The sequence below is a fragment of the Geodermatophilus bullaregiensis genome (assembly GCF_016907675.1).
Lineage (GTDB): Bacteria > Actinomycetota > Actinomycetes > Mycobacteriales > Geodermatophilaceae > Geodermatophilus > Geodermatophilus bullaregiensis.
On record NZ_JAFBCJ010000001.1, the window covers coordinates 4291008 to 4313115 of the forward strand.

Consider the following 22108-nt stretch of genomic DNA (forward strand, 5'->3'; position numbering starts at 1 on the left):
CCGGGGGTGACCGCCCCCGGTCCCGGCCGGTGGGGTGGGGAGGACGTCGTGTCCGACGACCGGACGCCGTATCCCGTGCGGGTCGACGCGTCGCTCGACGCCTCGCTCTCCCGCGGGCTGTGGCTGGTGAAGTGGCTGTTGCTGATCCCGCACTACGTTGTGCTGTTCTTCCTGTGGATCGCCTACACGGTCGTGGGCGTGGTGGCGTTCTTCGCGATCCTGTTCACCGGGCGCTACCCGCGGGCGCTGTTCGACTTCAACGTCGGCGTCCTGCGGTGGAGCTGGCGGGTGCACCACTACGGCTACGGGGCCCTGGGCACCGACCGCTACCCGCCGTTCACCCTCGCCGACGTCCCCGAGTACCCGGCCCACCTCGACGTCCCCTACCCCGAGCGGCTGTCCCGGGGTCTGGTCCTCGTGAAGTGGTGGCTGCTGGCCCTCCCGCACTACCTCGTGCTGGCGCTGTTCGTCGGCGGGGGCGTGTGGTTCGGCGCCGGCTGGGGGGCCGGGGACGGCGTCTGGGACGACGCCCGGGACGACGGCTGGGCCTTCGGCGGGCTGGTGGCGCTGCTGGTGCTGGTCGCCGGTGTGGTGCTGCTGGTCACCGGGCGCTACCCGCGGCCGGTCTACGACTTCGTGCTCGGCATGGACCGCTGGGCGCTGCGGGTGGCGGCCTACGTCGGCCTGATGACCGACCGGTACCCGCCGTTCCGCCTCGACATGGGCGGCACGGACCCCGGCTCGGTCCCGGCCGGCCCGTCGCCGACCGCGCCGGCCGGCGGGGTGGCCGCACGGCCGGTGAGCGCTCCCGCCGCGTCGTCGCCGGGCAGCTGGACGGCGGGACGCGTGGTCGCGGTGGTGGTCGGTGCGCTGCTGGTGCTGGCCTCGACGGGTCCGCTGGCCGCCGGGAGCGCGCTGCTGTGGGCCGACCAGGTCGACCGCGACGACTCCGGCTTCGTGTGGACGCCGGACGCCACGGTGAGCACGGCGGAGTACGCGCTGGCCAGCGAGGGCGTCGTCCTGGAGGGCGAGGGGCTCGACTGGGTCGTCGACGACCTGCTGGGCACCGCGCTGCTCGAGGTGACGCCCACGGACCCGGACGACGAGCTGTTCGTCGCGGTCGGGCGCACCGCCGAGGTCGATGGGTACCTGAGCGGTGTGGGCCGCGGGGTGCTCGGCTCGCTCGGGTCTCGCGACGACGTGACGGACGACCTGCGGCCGGTTCCCGTCCCCGGCGGCCCGCCGGCCGTGCCCCCGGGTGAGGCCGACGTCTGGGCCGCGTCGGCGACCGGGAGCGGGACGCAGGTGCTCGACTGGCGTCCGGTCGAGGGCGACTGGACCGTCGTGGTGATGCGCGCCGACGGCGGCGCGGACGTGTCCGCCGACATCCGGGCGGCGGCCACGGTGCCGGGGCTGACCTGGATGGCCGCGGGCCTGCTGGTCCTCGGGCTGGTCCTCGCCGGTCTCGGGGTCCTGCTGATCGCGAACGCGGTGCGGCGGGCCGGGCAGTACCCGCCGTCCGGTGGGGTGCCGGCGCAGTGGACCCCGCCTCCGCCGGTGGCCGTCCCGGGCGGCGGCGACCCCGCCCGCAGCTCCCCGCCGGCGCACGCCCGCTGAGGGCCCGGGTTCCGTCTCGATCATCGGGTCGTTGCCGTTCCCGCCGGTGTGTCGGCGCGTGTCGGCGGCAACGACCCGATGGTCAACTGCTGACGACCAGCTCCAGCCCCTCCTCGGTCTCGGCGGCCAGCGCCCGGCCCACGGCGACCGCGTGGGTCATCCGCAGGCTGCCGGCCAGCCACAGCAGGACGTCGTGCAGCCGCAGCCGGGTGATCGGCCGGCCGAGGAGCGTCGCCGCCGCCGTCTCCAGCCGGGTGAAGGCCACGGCGTTGGCCCGCAGCTCGCGGGAGACGACGGCCTCCGGCCCGCTGTCACCCTCGACGACGTGCCCGGACAGCTGGCGGCGGGTGACGCCGTCGAGCAGCGGCACGAGTGACGGCTGCCGGTGGTGCAGCGCGGCGACGACGTGGCGCGCGCCGGGCCGCTCGCCGAGCGCACGCAGCAGCGCGCCGACGGTGCCGGGCTCGGCGAGAACGGAGAACTCGTCGTCGGGCAGCTCCCAGAAGGCCTTCCCGGCGGCGCGGTCCTCGAGGGCCTGCGCGAGCGGCCGGACGTCGTCCAGCGCGGTGCGGACCTCGCGCCAGCCGGCCGGGTCGAGCCGGCCGTGCAGGCCCTCGGCGAGCAGGACGTCGCGGTCGGTGGCCGCGTCGCCGGTCTCGCGGCGCTGGCCGTCGTAGCGGTCGAACCCGTAGGCGAGCACCTGGAACCACCGGCCCTGCGGCGCGCTGGGGGAGCGGAAGAACAGCGGACGGCGCCCGCGCGCGTAGCCCAGGACGGCGGCCAGCGCGGTGGGCAGCGCGATCGGGTCGGGTCCGGCGCTGGGGAGGACGAGGGCGGCGTCGGTCCCTCGTCCCCCTGTCACGGGCCCATCCTCCTCGCTGCACGGGCTCCCGCGGGGACCGATGAGTCGTGGCGGGGCGGGCGGTCTGCCCCGCATGACGACGATCGACCTGGGCCCGGCCGCGGCCGCGGTGACCGCGGTGGTGGCGGGCGTGCGCGACGACCAGCTCTCCGCGCCGACACCGTGCACGGAGATGCCGGTGGCCGCGGTCCTCGACCACCTCGCCGGGCTGACCCACGCCTTCCGGATGGCCGCGGAGAAGACGCCGGTGGACGGCGCGCCGCGGGCCTCCGCCGACGCGCTGCCCGCCGACTGGCGCACCCGCATCCCCGAGCAGCTCGACGCGCTGGCGGTGGCCTGGCGGGAGCCGTCCGCGTGGCAGGGCACCGCGTCGGCCGGGGGAGTGGTGATGCCGGCCGACGTCTGCGCGCTGGTGGCGCTCGACGAGGTCGTCGTCCACGGCTGGGACCTCGCCGTCGCCACCGGCCAGCCCTACGCCGTCGACGACGCCTCCGCGGAGGCCGCCATGGGCTTCGTGGCGTCCTTCGGCGACGACCGGCCGCCGAGCCTGTTCGGCCCGCGCGTGCCGGTGCCCGACGACGCCCCGGCGCTCGACCGGCTGATCGGCGCCACCGGCCGCGATCCGTCCTGGCGGCCGCCGGGCTGAGGGCCGAGGCTGGGGGCGTGCGTCCCCTCGACGAGCAGACCGTGCTGATCACCGGCGCCACCGACGGCCTCGGCCGGGCGCTGGCCCGCGACCTCGCCGGCCGCGGCATGACCGTGCTGGTGCACGGCCGCGACCGGGCGCGCGGGCAGGCGGTGGTCGACGAGCTGGGGTCGCGGGCGCGGCTGTACCTCGCCGACCTGGCCTCGCTGGCGCAGGTGCGGGCGATGGCCGCGGCGATCAAGGCCGACGTCGACCGGCTCGACGTGCTGGTCAGCAACGCCGGCATCGGCCGCGAGGTGCCCGGCGGCCCGGCCCGGCAGGAGAGCGCGGACGGCGTCGAGCTGCGGTTCGCCGTCAACTACCTGGCCGGGTACCTGCTCACCCGCGAGCTGCTGCCGCTGCTGCGGGCCGCGGGGTCGGCGCGGATCGTCAACGTCTCGTCGGCGGCGCAGATGCTGCTCGACCTCGACGACGTCCACCTGACCCGCGGCTACAGCGGCACGCGGGCGTACAGCCAGAGCAAGCTCGCGCAGATCCTGTCGACGGTCGACCTGGCGGAGGAGCTCGAGGGCACCGGCATCACGGTCAACGCGCTGCACCCGGCGACGTTCATGCCGACGAAGATCGTCGCCACGCCGACGTCGACCATCGAGGAGGGCGTCGAGGCGACGGCGCGGCTGGTGGTCGACCCGGCGCTGGAGGGCGTGACCGGGCGCTACTTCGACGGGCTGCGCGAGACCCGGGCGCACGAGCAGGCCTACGACCCGGCCGCGCGGGCGGCGCTGCGCCGGCTGTCCGACGAGCTGGTCGGGTGACGGCCGCGCCGCCACCCGACCTCCGTCGTCCTCAGCTCTGGCCCGACTTCTCCTTCTCGTACCGCTCGGTCATGGTGGCGACGGCCTGCATCTGCTGGGCGGCGTAGTCCTCGCGCTTGCCCATGGCGTGCTCCTTGGCGTCCAGGGTCGCCTGGGCGTGGGTGACCTGGCCGCCCTGGAAGTGCGGCATGACGTGCTGGGCGATGAGCTCCCACGACCGCCTGGTGGCCTGCGGGTTGGCCCACTCGTGGCCGAGCAGCAGCATCGCGCCGAAGCCGCCGGACTGGTCCCACAGCCGCTGCACCTGCGCGCGGGCGTCCTCGACGGTGCCGATGGCGCCGATGCCGGCCTCGTTGATGAAGTCGATCATCTCCTTGGCGTCGCCGCCCTCGACCGCCATCTGCGGGAACGCCGCCGTCTTCTGGAAGTAGCGGAACCAGGTCTCGATGCCGTACTGGACGTCGGCGTAGGCCTGCTCCCGGGTCTCGGCGATGTGCATGAGCCCGACCAGCCGCCAGTCCCGGCGGGAGACGGTCTGCCCGAAGTGCTGCGCCCGCTCCTCGACGACGTTCCAGTGGTGGGCGAGGGCGTCGAAGCCGTCCTTGCTGAGCGTCGCGCCGATCGACAGCAGCCCGATGCCGTGCCGGCCGGCCATGCGCGGGCCGGTGGGGGAGGCGACCGCGGCGACGGCGACCTCGAAGCAGGGCTGGGTGTAGGGGCGCAGGTGCAGCCGGGCGTTGACCAGGGTGTGCGTCTTCGTCTGCTCGGTGACCGTCTCGCCGCGCAGCAGCCGCATGATGATGTCGAGGTCGACCTCGAGCAGCTCGCGGGTGTCGGTCGGGTTGAGCCCCAGCATCATCGAGTCGGTGGGCAGCGAGCCCGGCCCGCAGCCGAGCATGGCGCGCCCGCGGGTGAGGTGGTCGAGCAGCACCATGCGCTCGGCCACCCAGAGCGGGTTGTGGTAGGCGATCGAGGTGACGCCGGTGCCCAACTTGATGTGCCGCGTGCGCTCGGCGGCCGCGGCGATGAAGATCTCCGGCGAGGCGATGATCTCCGTGCCGGCCGAGTGGTGCTCGCCGATCCAGGCCTCGTCGTAACCGAGCCGGTCGAGGTGCTCGACGAGCTCGAGGTCGCGCTGCAGCGCGAGCGTCGGGTTCTCCCCGGCGGGGTGGAACGGGGCCAGGAAGGTGCCGAAGCGCAGCCGGTCCATGGGGTCTCCTCGGGTTGGCGGTGTCCCGGAAAGTAATCCAGGTCACACCCCCGTGGCGATGCCCCCGGGCGGGTCAGCCGACGACGAACGCGGTGGACGACGGGGCGTCGCTGGTGATGCAGGAGCCGATGACGGTGAGCCGGTCGCCGGCCAGCGCCACCCGGCCGAAGGTGGCCTGGCCCTCGCACAGCCGCACGTCGCCGACCTGCTCCCCGCTGGCCAGGTCGAGGGTGATGACGCCGGACTCGACCTCGAAGCCGGCGACGGGCAGGTGGGCCGCGCGCCCGTCCGGGGTGACGGCGAGGTCAGCCGGCACGCGGTCGGTGCCGGGGACGGCGTGCGAGGCGGTGACCTCGCCGCCGGCGACGACGACCACGCGGAACGGGTCGTCGCCCGAGCCGGCGGTGAGCACGGCGACGGCGGTGCCGTCGTCGGCGAGGCGGAGGGCGGACGGGATGCTGGCCGGCCGGTCGGGGGCCAGCTCCACCGGGCCGGTCATCCGCTCGAGCTGCGCGTCCCAGCCGGCCAGGACCGCGACGTCGGCGAGGTCGGGGGCGCGGGCGTCGCTGAGCAGCGCGGTCGGCCCGCCGTCGTCCCGGACGGCCAGCGTGTGGACGGTGAGCCCCTCGTCGAGGTCGGTCTCGGTGAGGACGTCGCCGGTGGCGACGTCGACGCTCGCGAGCGTCCCCTTCTCCGTCGCGGCGTAGAGACGCCGCCCGTCGGGGGAGAGGGCCGCGGTGGTCACGGTGACGCCGAGTCCGGTGACCGCGGACCTGTCGCTCCGGACGGCGGTCAGCCGGTCGGGGCCGGCGGCCAGCGCGGTGCCGTCGGGGGTGAGGAACAGCTGCGTGCCGACGCCGTCGATGCGCCGGACGTCGCCGAGCCCCTCCGCGGTGACGGAGGCGAGGTAGCCGACGGCCGGGTCGTCGGTGCCGGCGAGGAGGGCGAGCGCGCCGCCGTCCTCGGTGGGGGCGAGGTCGAGGACGTCGACGCCGCCGGGCGCGACGGCGTCGAGGTCGACGGTGCCCAGGACCTCGGTGAACGGCCGGGGTGGCGCCGGCTCCGGGGACCCGCTGGTGCAGCCGGTGACCAGCAGCGCGGCGAGGACCGCGGCGGCGCGGCGGGCGGGCGGCATCAGGGCTCCGGGAGTCGGTGCGGCGAGTGTGCGTACGCGCTGGCCGGGGCGGCAACCGCGGGGCTCGCTGACGGCGTCGTCCGGTGTCGTGGTCTGATGCCCCGGCGGGCCGGCAGCGGTGCCGAGCCCCTGATCCGGAGGTGCGCTCGTGGCTGACGCTGAGGTCCTGCTCGAGGTCGACGGCGGCGTGGCGGTGGTGACGCTCAACGCGCCCGACCGGCGCAACGCGCTGACGCCGCAGATGGCCGAGGAGCTCATCTCGGTGTTCGACGAGGTGGACGCCCGGCCCGAGGTCGGCGCGCTGGTGGTGCGGGCGGTGGGCAGGTCGTTCTGCGCCGGCGGGGACATCGCGACGCTGACCTCCGCGGGCAGGGACCCGGCCGCGCCCGAGGCCTACGAGGGCATGAGCCGGATCTACGACTCCTTCTACCGGCTGGGGCAGGTCAGGGTGCCGACGGTCGCGGCGGTGCGCGGGTCGGCGGTGGGCGCCGGGATGAACATGCTGCTGGCGGCCGACCTGCGGATCGTGGCGTCGGACGCCCGCCTGATCGCCGGGTTCCTCAAGCGGGGCATGCACCCCGGTGGCGGGCACTTCGTCATCCTGTCGCGGCTGATCGGCCGCGAGGCCGCCGCGGCGATGGCGCTGTTCGGCGAGGAGGTCAACGGGACCCGCGCGGTCGACCTGGGCCTGGCGTGGGAGGCGGTGGACGACGCCGCCGTCGAGGACCGCGCGCTGGAGCTGGCCCGCCGCGTGGCCGCCGACCCCGAGCTCGCGCGGGTGGCGGTGGGCAACTTCCGCAAGGAGGTCGTCAACGGCGCGGTGAGCTGGGAGGTCGCCACCCAGTTCGAGCGCCCGGCGCAGATGTGGTCGATGCGCCGCTCGGCCCGGTAGGTCGAGCCGGACGAGGACGGACCCGTCGGGACGAACCTCCCCGGCGGGGACGGCCGGCTCGTGTCGAACGGCCCGACCGCGGGGATCAGACGGTGACGACGCGGAGGTCGCTGATCTCGGCGAGCACCTCGTAGTCGGCGTCCTGGGTGACCACCGGGACGTCGTGTGTCAGCGCGGTCGCGGCGATCCAGGTGTCGTGGACGTCGACCCGCCGGCCAGCCGCGGCCAGGAGGAGTCGCAGCCGGGCCCACTCGTCGGCCACGGCCGTGTCGACGGGGAGGGGATGGAGGTCGGCCACGTTCTGCAGGGTGGACAGCCGACGCGACCGAACGGAGACGTCCGTGGCGGCGAGGACGCCGGCGCGCAGCTCGCCGTAGGTCACCACCGAGACGGCGACCTCGTCCGGCAGCGCCGAGAGGTCCAGCTCCCGCCCCTCCTGGGCGATGAAGACGCTGGTGTCCAACAGGCCGCGGCTCACCGGATGGGCCCGAGCTCGTCGGTGTCCCCGGTCAGGGCGCGCAGGTCCTCCCGGAGTGCGGGATCCGCCTGCGCCTTCGCCAGCCGCGCGGCGAACACCTCCTTCGGCGTCCAGTGGGACCGGCGTTCGTGGATCGGACCCAGCTGGGCGACGGGCTCGCCGTTCACCGTCACGTGCACCACCTCGCCTGCGGCGGCCCGCCGCAGGACCCCGGCCGTGTCGTTGCGCAGCTCTCTGGACGCCACCCGCATGGCTACGACTGTAGGCCATCCGTAGGATCGACGGTCGGGGACGTGGCAGGCAGGTGTCGCTGTCCTCGGCTCGTCCTGAGGTCTCCAGTCGTCGAGCGGCCACCGGGCGGCCCGGCGAGACCGGGCACCAGGTCGGTCCGCGTTGTCCTCGTCCAGGCCGCGCACCGCCGCGAGGAACGCGCCGGCGGACGCTACTGCGGCCCTTCGACGCGATGGGCCGGCGCAGCGCCGGGGACCGCGGCGTCGGAGAGGCCGGCCGACCCCGCGGCGTGACCCGCCGGTGCCTCCCGGTCAGCACGCGCAGGTCGCGGCGCAGGAGGTGTGCCGTCCGGTTGGACCGCCGTCCCGCGTCCCCGAGGCTCGGGGGCCTGAGCCGCAGCAGCACGGCTCTCCCGGCCAGGGCCCCGGTCCACCGGCGGGGGTGAGGAGGGGCCGCGATGGCCGTCTACCAGTACCGGTGCGCCGACCACGGTCTCCTGGAGGTCGCCCGCCCGATCGGCACCGCGGCCGACCGCGAGCCCTGCCCGACCTGCGCGGCTCCCGCGTCCCGCGTCCTCACCGCCCCGCGGCTCTCCCTCGGGTCGGCCCGCAACCGGGCGCTGATCGACCGCACCCGGCGCACGGCCGACGCGCCGGCGGTGGTCCCCGCCCCGCCGCCCTCCCGCCCTGCGGCGCGAGCCGCGAACCCGGCGCTGGCCCGCCTGCCCCGTCCCTGACCCGTCCGCGCCCGGAGGTCCGCCATGCCCGAGGTCGTCTTCCCCCTCGACTCCAGCAGGTCCTTTCCCGACCAGGAGCTCGTCGGTCACAACCGCTGGCACCCCGACATCCCACCGGCGGTCACCGTGCGCCCGGGCGACGTCTTCCGGGTGCACTGCCGCGAGTGGTTCGACGGCGCGATCCACAACGACGACTCCGCCGACGACGTCCGGGACGCCCCGCTGTCGCGGGTGCACGCGCTGTCCGGGCCGATCGCCGTGCAGGGCGCCGAGCCCGGCGACCTGCTGCTGGTCGACGTCCTCGACCTGGGCCCGATCCCGCAGGAGGACTCCGGCCCGCTGGCCGGCCAGGGCTGGGGCTACACCGGCATCTTCGCCAGGCACAACGGTGGCGGGTTCCTCACCGACCAGTTCCCCGACGCCTACAAGGCGATCTGGGACTTCCGCGGGCAGACGGCGACGTCGCGGCACGTCCCGCGGGTGTCGTTCACCGGGATCACCCACCCCGGGTTGATGGGCACCGCGCCGTCGGCGGACCTGCTGGCCCGCTGGAACCGGCGGGAGGGCGCGCTGATCGCCACCGACCCGGACCGGGTGCCGCCGCTGGCGCTGCCGCCGCTGCCGGACGACGCGATCCTGGGCTCCCTGTCCGGGGAGGCCTTCGACCGGGTGGCGGCGGAGGCCGCCCGGACGGCCCCGCCGCGGGAGAACGGCGGCAACCAGGACATCAAGAACCTCACCCGCGGCAGCCGCGTGTTCTACCCGGTCTTCGTGCCGGGGGCGAACCTGTCGGTGGGCGACCTGCACTTCTCCCAGGGCGACGGCGAGATCACCTTCTGCGGCGCCATCGAGATGGGCGGCTTCATCGACCTCCACGTCGACCTGATCAAGGGCGGCATGCAGACCTACGGGGTGTCGGGGAACGCCGTCTTCCTGCCCGGCAACGTCGAGCCCCGCTACGACCGGTGGCTGGCCTTCTCGGGCACGTCGGTGACGCTGGACGACGAGCAGCACTACCTCGACGCCGACCTGGCCTACCAGCGGGCCTGCCTGCACGCGATCGACTACCTCACCACGTTCGGGTACAGCCCCGAGCAGGTGTACCTGCTGCTGGGCTCGGCGCCGATCGAGGGCCGGCTGTCCGGCGTCGTCGACATCCCCAACTCCTGCGCGACCGTCTACATCCCCACCGGGATCTTCGACTTCGACGTGGCGCCGTCGGCCTCGGGACCGGTGCGCATCGACCCGGGGATGGGGGCGCCGCACTCCAGCGCCTGAGCGGTCCCTGCCCGACGGCGCCCCGGCCTCCGCAGCGGACCGGGGCGCCGTCGCCTCCCGTGGGCCCGGCGGGGAGGCTGAGCGTGCGCCCGTGCCCGGGCAGGGAGTGCCGAGGACTGTCGCGTCTTGGGCGTGCCGTGTACCCTGAGTGAGCAAGGGGGCACAGTGAGCACTGCGGTGTGGGCGTTCATCGGCGTGGTGGTCGGTGGGCTGCTCACGGTCGCGGCCCAGGCCACGGCCGAGTCGCTCAAGGCCCGTGCCGCCGAGCGGGCCCGGCAGGACCAGCGGGCCCGCGCGTCGCGGGAGTTCCAGCGCCAGACCCTGATCGAGCTGCAGGCCGCGATGGCCGAGTACCGGGCGGCGCTGGACCGGGACCGGGGCCAGATCCTGCCCCTGCGCGGCACGGAGGCGCAGGTCTCGGCGGCCCGGTCGCGGTACCAGATGCTGGTGCACCGCGTGTCGTCGTCCCCCGCGCGGGAGGCCGCCCTGCGGTGGGAGGAGGCGGCCCTGCCCTGGTTCCAGCGCGACGACGCCGGCACCGCCGCGGCGGAGGCGCAGGCGTGGGAGACGGCGATGCGGGTGACCGGTGAGGCCGTCCGCGCCACCGACTGAGCGCGGTCAGGCGGTCTGCAGGCGCTCCGCGACGCCGTGGTCCCGCGCCGCCTCGAGGAGGTAGTCCCAGAACTCCCGGCTGACGTGCACCGCGCGCAGCGCCGCGGCGCCGCCGTCGACCAGCACCCGGGTGACGAGCTCGTCGGCGAAGGAGGGGGTGCCGGCGACCATGCGCCGGAAGTCGACCACGATGACGGCGCCGGCCATGCGCTGACCGAGGCCCTCCACCAGCGCCCGGGCGCGCTCGCGTCCGCCGCTCAGCTGGGGGACCTCGATGGGTGGGAGCACAGAAGTCACGATCGTGGACCTCCTCACAGGCTCAGTCGCACGTGCGCGAGCGTACCGGGGTAGGACGCGGGCAGATCGGTCAGCTCGGAATCCGGGTGCCCGCGCCGGAAGGTACCGCTGGCCTGCCCGCTGACGAGCGTCACGCTGCCGCGGTGCTCACCGGTGATGCCGATGACCCGGCTGATGCCGCGCCCGCGGCCCGGGCGGTCGATGGAGGACACGTGCACCTGCGACGCGCGCACGATCGCCGTCCGGTCGTCGGGCACGGGGACCGTCGCGGCCAGCCGCTCGCGCAGGCCGATGCCGCTGTCGCCGACGGCGAAGGAGATGTCCCCCCGGTTGTCGTAGCGCTGCAGCGCCACGTAGCCGTGCGACCGGGTGCTGTGCTCCAGGACGTTCCGGGCCATCTCGTCGAGCGCGGCGTACAGCGGCTGGACGAGCTCCGGATGGTCGTCGACGTAGGTCTGCACGAGGGCGGCGGCGACGGTGTCGAGCCCGGCCTCCCCGTCGAACCGGCGCAGCTCGACGAGCCGGTGGCCCAGCCGGCGCTCCCGGACCTGCGGGAGGTCGTGGACCACGTCGAGCACCCCGAGCTCCGCACCGAGCCGCATCCGGGTGAGGTAGTTGGCGACGTCGCCGCCCGCGGGCTTGCGGAAGCGGACCGGACGGCGCAGCAGCGTCGCCCGCTCGGCGACGACGGCGAGGCTGACCAGGCCGGCGGGGTCGATGAACCGCAGCCGGGTCAGGTCGATCTCGACCGGTCCAGTGCCGCCCGCGGGGCGCAGGTGTCCCCCGATCCCGTCGTACGTCAACTCGCCGTTCGTGCAGACCGCGACGTCGACGCAACCGGTCCTGGTCATCTCCGTTACATCATCGACCAGGATCCGACAGTCGAGTGACGGCCCGGTCCTCGTGCGTGACGGAAACGGCGGGCCGGGCGGAGCGTCCGGCGGGCCGGGCGCTCCGGCGTGTCGCCCGACACCCGGCACGATCGAGCACCGGGACGGCGGGATCTCGGGTACAGATGCGGGTGGAACCGAGGCCGTCGTGCGTCGAGCCGCTGGGTGCCAGCGATGGGCACCCCGATGGGAGTACGGAACATGGACCGTCCGAGCTGGGTCCCGGCCGAGGTCGACCTGAGTCGCCCGAGTGCGGCCCGGGTGTACGACTACTACCTCGGGGGTTCGCACAACCTGGAGGTCGACCGGCGCATGGCGCGGGAGGCCATCTCCCTGTGGCCGGACCTCCCCGTGATCATGCACGCCAACCGTGCGTTCCTGCGCCGGGCGGTCCGCCACCTGGCGGAACGGGGCACCACCCAGTTCCTCGACATCGGCTCCGGCATCCCCACCGTGGGCAACGTGCACGAGGCCGCGCAGCAGGTGGACCCGGGGGCCCGCGTCGTGTACGTCGACAGCGACCCGGTGGCGGTGGCCCACAGCCGCGCGATCCTGGCCGGGGACGAGCAGACCGCGGTGGTCCACGGCGACCTGCGCGCGCCGGAGACGATCCTGGAGGACCCGGCGGTCCGGACGACGCTCGACCTGGACCAGCCGGTCGCGGTGCTCGTGGTCGCCGTCCTGCACTTCCTGAGCGACGAGGACGACCCCTTCGGGGCGGTGGCACGGATCCGGGACGAGCTGGCCCCGGGCAGTCACCTCGTCCTGTCCCACGCCAGCGCCGACGGACGTCCCGAGGCGGCCGCATCGCACCGCGAGCTCTACAGCCGCACCCCGACGCCGATGACGATGCGCAACCGCGAGGAGATCGCGCGGTTCTTCGAGGGCTTCGAGCTCGTCGACCCCGGGCTGGTGTGGTTGCCGCTCTGGCGGCCGGAGGACCCCGACGCGGCGGCCCGGCACCCGGAGCGGACCACCGGCTTCGCCGGGGTCGGCCGCCGCACGTGAGCACGGCGGTGGCGGGCTCCCGGGACGACGGGGACCGGGCGGGTGCCACCCTCTCCCCGGACCCCGTCGGTGCCCTCGCCGCGCGGTGGGCCGACGCCGTCGCCGGGACCAGCTACGTGCCCCTGCAGCCGGACGAGCTCGAGGAGCTCCTGCGGGGCCTGCTGCACCGTCTCCTCGGTGCGCTCGACGAGCCGCCGGTCCACCAGGGGTCCGTCGGCAGGCAGGTGGGGGCCGCCCTGGTCGACGCCCACTTCACCAACCCGCAGTCGCTCTCCCAGACCCTGTGCGTGCTCCTGGACGGCGGGCCCGGCACCGTCGTGGCCGCGGGCCGGGCGGGGTCGTCCGGTGGACGGGAGGTGCCGCGCGACCCGGCACCTCCCGACCGCCGGTGGCACGCGCTCGTGGCGGCGGTCGCCGAGGGCTTCAGCGCGGCCCTGCAGGAGCGGGCGCTGCGGGAGGAGGAGGAGATCCTGGGCGCGGCCGCGGCGGCCAGGGAGCAGGCGCGGGAGGCGCTGCACGTCAGCCAGGAGCGCTTCCGCGCGGTCTTCGAGGGCGCCGCGATCGGGATCGGGATCGGCGACCTGGACGGCCGGATCCTGGACGTCAACCCCGCCCTGGTGCGGCTCCTGGGTCACCCGGTCGAGGAGTTCCGCCGTCGTTCCGTGCAGGAGTTCATGCACCCCGCCGACGTCGAGCACGTGTGGCGGCTCTACGGCGAGCTGATCCGCGGGGAACGCGAGCACTTCCGGCTGGAGAAGCAGTTCCTCAAGTCCGACGGCGAGTCGGTGTGGACCGACCTCACGGTGTCGTTGCTCCGTGACGGGGACGGCAGGCCCCGCTACCAGCTGGCGCTGGTCCACGACGTCACGGCGCTGCGCCACCTGCGACGCCAGCTCGAGTTCGAGGCCCAGCACGACGCGTTGACCGGACTGCCCAACCGGAGGACGTTCCTCGCCCACCTGGACGCCGTCTTCGCCCGGGCGTCGCCGGGTGCGCGGGTGGGACTGTGCTACCTCGACCTCGACGGTTTCAAGGCGGTCAACGACACGCTGGGGCACGAGGTCGGTGACCAGCTGCTCGTGGCGGTCGCCCAGCGCCTCGAGTCCGTGGTGCGCGACCGCGGGCTGTCGGTCGCCCGGCTCGGCGGGGACGAGTTCGTCGTCCTCGTCCCGGGGACGTCGGGCAGCGCGCAGCTGGTCGCGCTCGCCGAGGAGGTTCTCGCCGCGGTGGCGCAGCCGGTGCAGCTGGGTGGTCGTCGGGTCGAGATCACCGCCAGCGTCGGTGTGGTGGAGCGGTCGATCGGCGACGTCGACCCGGCGGAGCTGCTGCGGGCTGCCGACATGACGCTCTACTGGGCCAAGGCGGACGGCCGGAGCCAGTGGGCGCTGTTCGAGCCGGAGCGCGACGCCAGGGAGATCACCCGGTACCGGCTCTCCTCCGCGCTGCCCGCGGCGCTGGCGGGGGAGGACCTGCTGGTCCACTACCAGCCCCTGCGGCGCCTGTCCGACGGCCGGCTGCACGGGGTGGAGGCGCTGGTCCGGTGGGAGCACCCGCGCATGGGGCTCCTCGGCCCCGAGAGCTTCGTCGGCCTGGCGGAGGAGTCGGGGATGATCGTCCCCCTCGGCCGGCACGTGCTCCGGGCTGCCTGCCGACAGGCGTTCTCCTGGTTCGGAGCCAGCAGGAGCGGGCCGTTCGTCAGCGTCAACCTCGCCAGCCGGCAGCTCCGGGACGAGCACCTGGTCGACGACGTCCGTACCGCGCTCGCCGACAGCGGGCTGCACCCGCAGCAGCTCCAGCTCGAGATCACGGAGAGCGCGGTCATCGGCACCGACCCGCTCACCGGTCACACCCTCGACGCGCTCGCCGGGATGGGCGTGCGCCTGGCCATCGACGACTTCGGTACCGGTTACTCCAACCTCGCCTACCTGCGGCGGCTGCCGCTCGACGAGCTCAAGCTCGACGGTTCCTTCCTCCGCGGACTGCGCTCCGATGGCGCGGTCGACCCCGTCGACGTCCAGCTCGTCGGGTCGATCGTCTCGCTGGCCCACCTCCTGGGCCTCACGGTCACCGCGGAGGGCGTGGAGACGCAGACCCAGGTCACCGTCCTGCGCGAGCTGGACTGCGACGCCGGGCAGGGCACGCACCTCGGCTGCCCGGCCGACCCGGCCGACCTCGGCCGGCTCCTCGACCCGGTGTGAGCGGGTGCGGCTCAGTGGACGCCGCGCTCCTGTCCGGCCCAGTAGGGCGCGCGCAGCTCCCGCTTGAGCACCTTGCCGACGGGGGAGAGCGGCAGCGCGTCGACGACGTCCATCGACCTCGGCACCTTGTAGCCGGCGAGCCGGTCGGCGCAGAAGTCGTGCAGCTGCTCGAGGGTGACGGTGGCGCCGGCCGCCGGGACGACGACGGCGTGCACGCGCTCGCCCCAGGTGTCGTCGGGGACGCCGATGACCGCGCACGTGGCCACCGCCGGGTGCTGCGCGAGGACGTTCTCCACCTCGACCGAGTACACGTTCTCCCCACCGGAGATGATCATGTCCTTGATGCGGTCGGTGAGGTAGACGTAGCCCGCGTCGTCCATCCAGCCGGCGTCGCCGGTGTGCATCCAGCCGCCGCGCAGCGCCTCGGCGGTCTCCTCCGGCCGGTTCCAGTAGCCGAGCATCACGTTGCCGCCGCGGACGACGATCTCGCCGACCTCGCGGCGGGGCAGCTCGACGTCGTCCGGGCCGACGACGCGCACCTCGGTGTGCGGGGCGGCACGGCCGACGGAGCGCCGGTGGGCCGGGTCCTCGTGGTCGGCGGGCCGGAGCACGGTGGCCGCGGGGGCCAGCTCGGTCATGCCGTATCCCTGCATGAAGCGGGCGTTGGGCAGCGCCTTCATCGTCCGGCCGAGCAGGGCGTCGGACATGGGGGAGGCGCCGTACATCACCCGGCGGACGCTGGTGAGGTCGAACTCGTCGACCCGCGGGGAGTCGACCACCAGCTGGATCATCGTGGGGACCAGCAGCAGGTCGGTGACGCCGTGCTCCTGGACGGCGGTCAGCACGGCGACCGGGTCGAACACCGGGATCATCACCTGCGTGCCGCCGATCACGCCGCCGCCGACCCAGCTGGAGAAGGCGGCGAGGTGGAACATCGGCGCGGCGTGCAGGAGGACGCGGCCGGGCGGGAAGTCCTCGCTGGCCAGCCCGCCCATGGACGACGTCAGCAGGTTGTCGTGGCTGAGCATGACGCCCTTGGACCGGCCGGTGGTGCCGCCGGTGTAGAAGACGCCGGCCAGGTCGGCACCGCTGCGGCGGGCGTCCTCGACCGGCTCGTGGTCCTCCACGAGTTCCTCGAAGGCGAGCATGCCGTCGGGGGTCGGGCCGTCGCCCGCGTGGACGACGTGCTCCAGGTGCGGGTGGGCCGCGCGGATGCCGTCGACGCAGCCGGCGAAGACGTCGTCGACGACGAGGACGCGGGCGCCGACCTCGGCGAGCGAGTCGGCGATCTCGGGGACGCTCCACCGGATGTTGACCGGGACGAGGACGCCGCCGGCCCACAGCGTCGCGGCGAGGAACTCGTGATAGCGGTCGGAGTTCAGGGACAGGATGGCCGCCCGCTCGCCGTCCGTGACCCCCAGGTCGCGGAGGGCGGACGCCAGCCGGGCGATCCGGTCGACCGACTCGGCGTGGGTGCGGGTGCGGCCGGCGCAGACGGTGGCGATCTCGTCCGGCCGCTGCTGGACGTGGCGGTGCAGACCCTGGGTGACGTACACGGTGCCGACCTCCTCTTCCGGCGGGTCGTCCGGATGGTGGCGCCGGCGACGTCCGCGGTGCCAGAGGCGGACGGCCCTGAGCCGCGTCACCCGATGACGAAGGCGGTGGTCGACGGGCCGTCGGCGTCGATGCACGAGCCGATGACGGTGAGCGTGCGGCCGTCGGCGGAGGGCGCGATCGCACCGAAGGCACCGGCGCCGCCGCACAGCCCGACGGTCCCGGTGCGCTCGCCGGTGGCCAGGTCGACCGCCGTCAGCTCCGCCGGGTGGTACGAGGCGGACAGCACCAGGTAGGCGAGGCGTCCGGTCGGGTCGACGGCGAGGTCGAGGGCGGTGTCGTCGGTTCCCTCCAGGTCGACCTCGGTCCGCACCCGGCCGTCGACGACGGTGACCAGCCGCCCGGCGTCGAGCGCCTCGTTGACGTAGGCGGCGGCGACGACGGTGCCGTCGGCGGTCACCTGCAGGGCGGTCGGCGTGCTGCCGCGCCCGGCGACCTCGACCGGGTCGCCGTCCGGGCGGAGGTCGGGGGTGAGGTGGAGGAGGACGGTGCCGTCCTCGGGATCGGTGACCAGCGCGGCGAGGCCGCCGTCCGGTGCCGCGGCGAGGTGCGTGACAGGGGCGGGCGCGGTTGCGGTGGCGCGGACGGCGCCGGTGTCGGGGTCGACGGCGGCCAGCCGGGTGCCGCGGGCGAGGTGGAGGGTGTCGCCGTCGAGGAGGACGGCGTCCGGGGGGCCGCCGAGGGGGAGCGGGAGGGTGGCGCCGCCGACCCGCGTCAGCGCGGTGCCGACGACGAGCGGCGTCCCCTCGTCGGTGAGGACGAGCTCGCTGTCCGGCTCGACGGCGGGGATCTCGTGGACGGCGCCGGTCGCCGGGGTGACCAGCCAGCCCCGGTCGGCAGCGCCGACCAGGGCCACGGTCGGACCGTCGGGGCTCGGTGTCAGGTCGTGGAGGACGACGTCCGTGCCGACTGCGCCGTCGAGGTCCACGGTGGCGAGGACGGTGTCGAGCACGTCCGGCGCGGCGTCGTCCCCTCCGGTGCAGGCAGCCGCGAGCAGGAGGGCCAGTGCTGCCGCTCCCAGGCCCAGACGTCGGGTGCGGTCAGCGGCCCCCGGCAGGCTGACGTCGCTCGACCTCGGCCATCAGAGCGGCGACGACCTCGGCGGCCGGGCGGACGTCGGTCACCGAGCCGACGCCGGCCCCCGCGTACATGGCCATCGCGTCGGGGTGGCCCTCCGCGCCGACCACGGGCGGGAGGCCGGACCCCCGCCCCACGGGGACCCGGGCGCCGCCCATGGCCACCGTCCCGACGACGTCGTCGTCCAGCTCGGCGAGCCGCTGCACCGCGGCGATCAGCACCCGGGCCCGTGGGCTGGTGGCGCACAGGGGGCAGACGGCGAACGCGTCGGTGACGACGGTGCAGTCACCGGCGGCGTCGACGACCGCCTGCTTGTACGCCGGGTGGGCGCCGGACTCGGTCGTCGCGAGGAAGCGGGTGCCGATCCGGGCGCCGGCCGCACCGGCCGTCATCACCTCGGTGAAGGCCCGTCCGTCGCTGATGCCGCCGGCCGCGAGGACGGGGACCCCGACCGCGTCGAGCACCTCCCGCAGCAGGGGGAGCAGCGGCGTGGCGCCCCGGACGTGGCCGCCGGCCTCGAGTCCCTGGACCGTGACGACGTCGCAGCCGGCGTCCACCGCGGCCCGCGCCTCCGCGACCGACCCGACCTGCCAGTTGACGAGCGCCCCGGATCGGTGGGCGAGCTCCACCAGCCGCGGCGAGGGGTCGAACCAGAAGAAGTCGACGAGCCGCACCCGCGCGGCGACGTCGGCCAGCAGTCCCTCGTCGACGTCCGGGGTGACCACGTTGGCGGACAGCACGCCGGACGTGCGCCGGCGCATCCCGTCCAGGCGCCGGAGCAGGAGGTCCAGTGGGAGGCCGAGTGCGCTGACCGTGCCGACGCCGCCGGCATCGGCGACCGCCACGACGAGATCCGGCGAGGAGACCGTCCCCATCGGGGCCTGCTGGATCGGGACGGAACAGCCGACCAGCTCGGTGAAGCTCGTCCCCATGGCCGGCCTCCCTTCGGCGCGGTGGCCGAACGGTCCCGCCGGGGGAGGGCGGCGTCAAGGCGTCGACCTGCGGGTGCCGGCGCGCAGCGTGTCCTGATCGTGACGGGCGGCCGCTGGCGTCGCCGCGCGTGAGCGCCGCCGTCGAGACGCCCCTGCTGCCCGACCCCCGCCCGGCCGTGGCCGAGCCGACCCGCCTGGCCGCGGTGGCGAGCTATCGGCTGCCCGGGCACGCCGGGATCGCCGACCTCGACGCCGTGGTGGCGTACATGGCGCGGACGGTGGACGCCCCGATCGCGACGATCAACCTGGTCGGTCCGGACGAGCAGTGCTACCCGGCCGAGCGCGGTGCGGGCGCGCCGTACTCGCAGGTGCCCGACGAGCTGTCGTTCTGCGCGTACGTGGTGGCGCTGCGGGCGCCGCTGGAGGTGTCCGACGCGGCCGAGCACCCGGTGTTCCGCGACAACCCGGCGGTGGTGGCCGGGGCTATCCGCTCCTACCTCGGGGTGCCGCTGATCGACGAGGACGGCTTCGTGCTCGGCTCACTGGGAGTGTTCGACGACGAGCCGCGGGAGTTCACGCCGGCGGAGCAGGCGGTGCTGGAGATCCAGGTCCGGCTGGTGCGCAGCGTGCTGTCGCTGCGGCGGCAGGTGGCCTGGCACGAGTGGGACGCCGGGCTGTTGGCCGCGCAGGGGCGGACGCTGGAGGCGGTGGCGGCGGGGCTGCCGCTGGAGTCGGTGCTCGACACGCTGGCGTCGTCGACGGCCGAGCTGGGTTCCGAGGCGGACGCCGCGCAGTCGCGGCGGCTGCGGGAGACGGTGGACCGGCTGACCGCGGTGGCGGTGAAGGCGGACGGCTGGAAGCAGGCGCTGCTGCGGTCGGCGCGACAGGACCCGCTGACCGGATTGGCCAACCGCAGCCACCTGCTCGACACCGGCCGCGCGGCGCTGGCCGTCGGGGGAGCGGTGCTGTTCGTGGACGTCGACCGGTTCAAGGAGGTCAACGACCGCGGCGGGCACGCGGTGGGGGACCAGCTGCTCGTGCGGCTGGCCGAGCGGATGCGCCGGCACGTGGAGCGGGAGCTGCCGGGGGCCGTGGTCGGCCGGCTGGGCGGGGACGAGTTCGTGGCGGTCCTGCCCGGGGTGGACGCCGCTGCGGCCGAGGCCATCGGGCACGGGCTCGCCGCTGTCCTGGTGGACGAGGTCGAGGTGGGACGGCGGACCGTACGGGTGTCGGCCTCGATCGGGCTGGCGATGGCTACGCCCGGGACGACGCTGGACGAGGTCCTCTCGCTGGCGGACCGGGCGATGTACGGCGCCAAGGAGCGCGGCCGAGGCGTGCTCCACATGGTCGAGGCGGAGAACGCGCCCGCATAGGCAGTTCCGCTCCGACGGCTTTCCGCCGAATACCGCAGCCGCCCGACTCGACACCTGCTCCGCCAGGCTGGGCTCTGCCTCGCAAGGGTGCTCGGCATCTCTGCGGCGATGGCCCGCATGTATCCCGCTACGGATGACTCCTCTACAGCGGTGCTCCGGAGGCGGGCGTTGCGATGCATCACCCGCCCACTCAATTCCCGCTGATCGGGTGCCGCGGGGTGCTGACGTGCAATAAGGCGGGTTATCGGCTCCTCGCTCTACGACAACGACTGGGCGGCTAGGGTCATCCCACTTGTTGCGGAGGAGGTGCTTGATGTCGACGTCTGAGCTGACCCGGCTACTCACCCTGCCTGACATCGCGGCCCTGGCCGGCGTGCAACGCCCGGTTGTGTCGATGTGGCGCACTCGGGTCTCCGTCCGCGGCGTCACCGTCCCGTTTCCGGTGGCCGCCGCAGTCATCGACGGTGTCGAGCACTTCGCCATGGACGACGTCGTCGCCTACCTGGGCGCCACCGGACGCGGCCGCAACACGGAGTCTGCGCTGGACGCCCCCGCATTGGCCGCACCAGTTGGTGCCGAGCACTCCTCCGCGGAGACGCTGCTGGCGCTGGCCCTGGTCACCGGCGAGGACCTGGCCGACGCCGACCTCATCGCGCTGGCCACCGAGGTCGACCCCGACGATGCGTTCTTGCTCGGCGAGGTGCGCCGAGGAGGCTGGCCCGCCGTCCTCCCGGGGTTCATCGACGAGCTGGTTGCCGCCTCCCTTGGCCATGAGGATGCGCTCAGCCGCCTGGACGGCGGCCGTCTCGCCCGTGGGGTCGGCGCCCGCGGCTGCACTCAGGAGTTGGTTGACCTGGTTGCCAGCGTCGCAGCCGCCGGGCGAAGCGGCGCCGTCCTCGACCCGAGCGCTGACCCGTTGCTGGACCGAGCACTGGCGCCGCTTTTCACCGCACTGCTGGCTGATGACCGGAGGCTTCGCCGCCACGCCGCCATCCTGGGTTGGGCCGTGACGGACAGGGGGACCACCAGCCCTGTTGTCCGTGTGCGGTCGCTGCTCGGTCAGCCGAGGGACGACGTCCTGAATGCCCTGGACGAGTTGGCCGTGGACCTCCGACCGGGCGATGTCGCCGTGGCGCTTGGTCCTGCCGCGACGATGACCGACGAGCTGACCGGCAAGGCCGCGAAGCTCCGCGCCTCGACGCTACGCCCCGGGCCGTTGGTTGCCGCGCTTCGCCTCCCTCGGGGGATGTGGCGCACCGCCCACCGGCAGAGTCCGGCGGTCTGGGTACTGAGCGGAGGCGACGGTCGCAAGGAGGTCTGTCTGGCAGACCTGGACAATGGCGGCGGTATCGATCTGACCGACCTGTCCGCCGACATCGCTCAGGCGGTGACACCGATGGGCAGCGGAAGGACCGAGGCCCGCGCCTACCGCTACCTACGCCCCCGCGACCTCCGGCAGGTGCTGGCCGGCGGCCCGCTGGTGCCGCGCGGCACCCGAGCTCAGCACCTGCCTGTCGAGGACGGAGTGCTAGACCGTGCGTACGCCGCGGCGAGTGTGCTGGTCGAGCCGCTGCCCCAGGTCACGACATCGCTGACGGTCAGGCGCGAGCGCCCGGTCGCGAGCTCCGTGTCGCTGGGTGAGCTCGTCGCCGCCAAGAGACTCACACTGCGTCAGGGGCGCCGGATAGCGCCCGCGGACGGGCATCCCGCGGGCACAGTGCATGTCCTGACCGCTGACGGCAGCCTGGACGGCGTCCTGCTTGACCCATTCGATGCCCGCGCCCGCAGCGGCGGCTGGACCGAGCCGGGCGACGTCGTCTTCCTGGAGAAGCCCCAGGCCCGAGCCGAGGTTGACAGCCGCGGCGGCAACCTGGTGGGTACGCCAAGTCGCATCTTGCGCCTGGCCGAGAACGCGCCAGTCAGTGCCCACGTACTGGCGGAGCGGATCAACCAGGCCCCGCCGGGCACCGAGTGGCGGACCTGGGAGGTGCCCGCGCTTCCCCGTGCCGAGGCTGAGTCACTCGGCACCCGGCTGGCCGAGGTCAATCGGTACCGCACCGAACTCCGTCGGCGGGAACAGGCCCTGAACGCCTGGGCCGACGCGCTTGTTACCGGGGTTGCGGCGGGTTCGCTCGCCGTCCCGGACACCACTACAACCCTCGAGAACAGGTGAGTCCCATGCCCCCCCGTCTCAAGCAGACCACTGC

21 protein-coding genes are annotated in these 22108 nt (G+C 74.6%); 11 read left to right on the forward strand and 10 right to left on the reverse strand.

From position 1 onward, the window contains the following. The first annotated feature begins 48 nt into the window (after positions 1-48). Positions 49-1617 carry a DUF4389 domain-containing protein gene (locus JOD57_RS26510; RefSeq protein ID WP_307824823.1) on the forward strand — a complete coding sequence of 523 codons (1569 nt, stop codon included), beginning with the start codon at positions 49-51 and terminating at the stop codon, positions 1615-1617. Between the two features lie 82 nt (positions 1618-1699). Here the strand turns inward: JOD57_RS26510 and JOD57_RS20635 are convergent, their stop codons facing one another. Continuing rightward, positions 1700-2479 (reverse strand): DUF6308 family protein, encoded by a 780-nt coding sequence (locus tag JOD57_RS20635; RefSeq protein WP_204693723.1) that lies wholly within the window; start codon positions 2477-2479, stop codon positions 1700-1702. Between the two features lie 73 nt (positions 2480-2552). On the opposite strand from JOD57_RS20635, the gene JOD57_RS20640 reads away from it, so the two are divergent. Both JOD57_RS20640 and JOD57_RS20645 read left to right on the forward strand, forming a co-directional pair. Then, positions 2553-3125: a TIGR03086 family metal-binding protein gene (locus JOD57_RS20640; RefSeq protein WP_204693724.1), complete on the forward strand. Its 573-nt coding sequence runs from the start codon at positions 2553-2555 to the stop codon at positions 3123-3125. Between the two features lie 17 nt (positions 3126-3142). Next, positions 3143-3940 carry an SDR family NAD(P)-dependent oxidoreductase gene (locus JOD57_RS20645; RefSeq protein ID WP_204693725.1) on the forward strand — a complete coding sequence of 266 codons (798 nt, stop codon included), beginning with the start codon at positions 3143-3145 and terminating at the stop codon, positions 3938-3940. Between the two features lie 31 nt (positions 3941-3971). Here JOD57_RS20645 and JOD57_RS20650 read toward each other — a convergent pair whose 3' ends face one another. Together JOD57_RS20650 and JOD57_RS20655 are read right to left on the reverse strand one after the other, a co-directional pair. Further along, positions 3972-5150: an LLM class flavin-dependent oxidoreductase gene (locus JOD57_RS20650; protein WP_204693726.1), complete on the reverse strand. Its 1179-nt coding sequence runs from the start codon at positions 5148-5150 to the stop codon at positions 3972-3974. Between the two features lie 73 nt (positions 5151-5223). Beyond that, entirely contained in the window at positions 5224-6285 is a 1062-nt protein-coding gene (locus JOD57_RS20655; RefSeq protein WP_204693727.1) for a hypothetical protein, read from the reverse strand. A 148-nt stretch (positions 6286-6433) separates the two neighbouring features. On the opposite strand from JOD57_RS20655, the gene JOD57_RS20660 reads away from it, so the two are divergent. Continuing rightward, complete coding sequence (locus JOD57_RS20660) at positions 6434-7177, forward strand: enoyl-CoA hydratase/isomerase family protein (protein WP_204693728.1); 744 nt, start codon at positions 6434-6436, stop codon at positions 7175-7177. 85 nt (positions 7178-7262) lie between these two features. On the opposite strand, the gene JOD57_RS20665 is transcribed toward JOD57_RS20660, so the two are convergent. Beyond that, positions 7263-7655: a PIN domain-containing protein gene (locus JOD57_RS20665; RefSeq protein ID WP_204693729.1), complete on the reverse strand. Its 393-nt coding sequence runs from the start codon at positions 7653-7655 to the stop codon at positions 7263-7265. Continuing rightward, positions 7652-7906 (reverse strand): type II toxin-antitoxin system Phd/YefM family antitoxin, encoded by a 255-nt coding sequence (locus JOD57_RS20670; protein ID WP_204693730.1) that lies wholly within the window; start codon positions 7904-7906, stop codon positions 7652-7654. Before JOD57_RS20670 ends, JOD57_RS20665 begins: the two co-directional genes overlap by 4 nt. 437 nt (positions 7907-8343) lie before the next feature. Here JOD57_RS20670 and JOD57_RS20675 point away from each other — a divergent pair, with 437 nt between their 5' ends. The 3 genes from JOD57_RS20675 to JOD57_RS20685 all read left to right on the forward strand — a co-directional run bounded on the left by JOD57_RS20675 (position 8344) and on the right by JOD57_RS20685 (position 10512). Then, positions 8344-8622 carry an FmdB family zinc ribbon protein gene (locus JOD57_RS20675; protein WP_204693731.1) on the forward strand — a complete coding sequence of 93 codons (279 nt, stop codon included), beginning with the start codon at positions 8344-8346 and terminating at the stop codon, positions 8620-8622. Between the two features lie 24 nt (positions 8623-8646). Next, the gene (fmdA, locus tag JOD57_RS20680) at positions 8647-9900 is read left to right on the forward strand and encodes a formamidase (protein WP_204693732.1); all 1254 of its coding nucleotides are present in this window, start codon (positions 8647-8649) and stop codon (positions 9898-9900) included. A 165-nt stretch (positions 9901-10065) separates the two neighbouring features. Then, a complete protein-coding gene (locus JOD57_RS20685) occupies positions 10066-10512 on the forward strand; it encodes a hypothetical protein (protein ID WP_204693733.1) in 447 nt (148 codons plus the stop codon). A gap of 6 nt (positions 10513-10518) precedes the next feature. Here JOD57_RS20685 and JOD57_RS20690 read toward each other — a convergent pair whose 3' ends face one another. Beyond that, positions 10519-10809, reverse strand: coding sequence for a hypothetical protein (locus JOD57_RS20690; protein WP_204693734.1), 291 nt, complete (start codon positions 10807-10809; stop codon positions 10519-10521). Positions 10810-10823: 14 nt separating this feature from the next. Beyond that, entirely contained in the window at positions 10824-11660 is an 837-nt protein-coding gene (locus tag JOD57_RS20695) for an ATP-binding protein (protein ID WP_204693735.1), read from the reverse strand. 240 nt (positions 11661-11900) lie between these two features. On the opposite strand from JOD57_RS20695, the gene JOD57_RS20700 reads away from it, so the two are divergent. Further along, the gene (locus tag JOD57_RS20700; protein WP_204693736.1) at positions 11901-12707 is read left to right on the forward strand and encodes an SAM-dependent methyltransferase; all 807 of its coding nucleotides are present in this window, start codon (positions 11901-11903) and stop codon (positions 12705-12707) included. After that, positions 12704-14905 carry a putative bifunctional diguanylate cyclase/phosphodiesterase gene (locus tag JOD57_RS20705; protein ID WP_307824824.1) on the forward strand — a complete coding sequence of 734 codons (2202 nt, stop codon included), beginning with the start codon at positions 12704-12706 and terminating at the stop codon, positions 14903-14905. The genes JOD57_RS20700 and JOD57_RS20705 overlap by 4 nt, the downstream gene beginning before the upstream one ends. Positions 14906-14916: 11 nt before the next feature. Here JOD57_RS20705 and JOD57_RS20710 read toward each other — a convergent pair whose 3' ends face one another. From JOD57_RS20710 to JOD57_RS20720, 3 genes are all read right to left on the reverse strand, one after another. Continuing rightward, positions 14917-16461 carry a long-chain-fatty-acid--CoA ligase gene (locus JOD57_RS20710; RefSeq protein ID WP_204693737.1) on the reverse strand — a complete coding sequence of 515 codons (1545 nt, stop codon included), beginning with the start codon at positions 16459-16461 and terminating at the stop codon, positions 14917-14919. Between the two features lie 86 nt (positions 16462-16547). Further along, complete coding sequence (locus JOD57_RS20715) at positions 16548-17471, reverse strand: YncE family protein (RefSeq protein ID WP_204693738.1); 924 nt, start codon at positions 17469-17471, stop codon at positions 16548-16550. Positions 17472-17559: 88 nt separating this feature from the next. Continuing rightward, positions 17560-18528 carry an NAD(P)H-dependent flavin oxidoreductase gene (locus tag JOD57_RS20720; protein WP_204693739.1) on the reverse strand — a complete coding sequence of 323 codons (969 nt, stop codon included), beginning with the start codon at positions 18526-18528 and terminating at the stop codon, positions 17560-17562. Positions 18529-18656: 128 nt separating this feature from the next. Between JOD57_RS20720 and JOD57_RS20725 the strand changes: the two genes are divergently transcribed. Continuing rightward, positions 18657-19901, forward strand: coding sequence for a GGDEF domain-containing protein (locus tag JOD57_RS20725; RefSeq protein ID WP_204693740.1), 1245 nt, complete (start codon positions 18657-18659; stop codon positions 19899-19901). A 313-nt stretch (positions 19902-20214) separates the two neighbouring features. Then, a complete protein-coding gene (locus JOD57_RS20730; protein WP_204693741.1) occupies positions 20215-22074 on the forward strand; it encodes a hypothetical protein in 1860 nt (619 codons plus the stop codon). Positions 22075-22108 lie beyond the last annotated feature (34 nt).

Bases quoted from the DNA above. Each gene is read 5' to 3' on its own strand.
- JOD57_RS20670 (WP_204693730.1), bottom strand. From the start codon at position 7,906: ATGCGGGTGGCGTCCAGAGAGCTGCGCAACGACACGGCCGGGGTCCTG.
- fmdA (WP_204693732.1), top strand. From the start codon at position 8,647: ATGCCCGAGGTCGTCTTCCCCCTCGACTCCAGCAGGTCCTTTCCCGAC.
- JOD57_RS20655 (WP_204693727.1), bottom strand. From the start codon at position 6,285: ATGCCGCCCGCCCGCCGCGCCGCCGCGGTCCTCGCCGCGCTGCTGGTC.
- JOD57_RS20700 (WP_204693736.1), top strand. From the start codon at position 11,901: ATGGACCGTCCGAGCTGGGTCCCGGCCGAGGTCGACCTGAGTCGCCCG.
- JOD57_RS20730 (WP_204693741.1), top strand. From the start codon at position 20,215: ATGTCGACGTCTGAGCTGACCCGGCTACTCACCCTGCCTGACATCGCG.
- JOD57_RS20695 (WP_204693735.1), bottom strand. From the start codon at position 11,660: ATGACCAGGACCGGTTGCGTCGACGTCGCGGTCTGCACGAACGGCGAG.
- JOD57_RS20640 (WP_204693724.1), top strand. From the start codon at position 2,553: ATGACGACGATCGACCTGGGCCCGGCCGCGGCCGCGGTGACCGCGGTG.
- JOD57_RS20650 (WP_204693726.1), bottom strand. From the start codon at position 5,150: ATGGACCGGCTGCGCTTCGGCACCTTCCTGGCCCCGTTCCACCCCGCC.
- JOD57_RS20675 (WP_204693731.1), top strand. From the start codon at position 8,344: ATGGCCGTCTACCAGTACCGGTGCGCCGACCACGGTCTCCTGGAGGTC.
- JOD57_RS20720 (WP_204693739.1), bottom strand. From the start codon at position 18,528: ATGGGGACGAGCTTCACCGAGCTGGTCGGCTGTTCCGTCCCGATCCAG.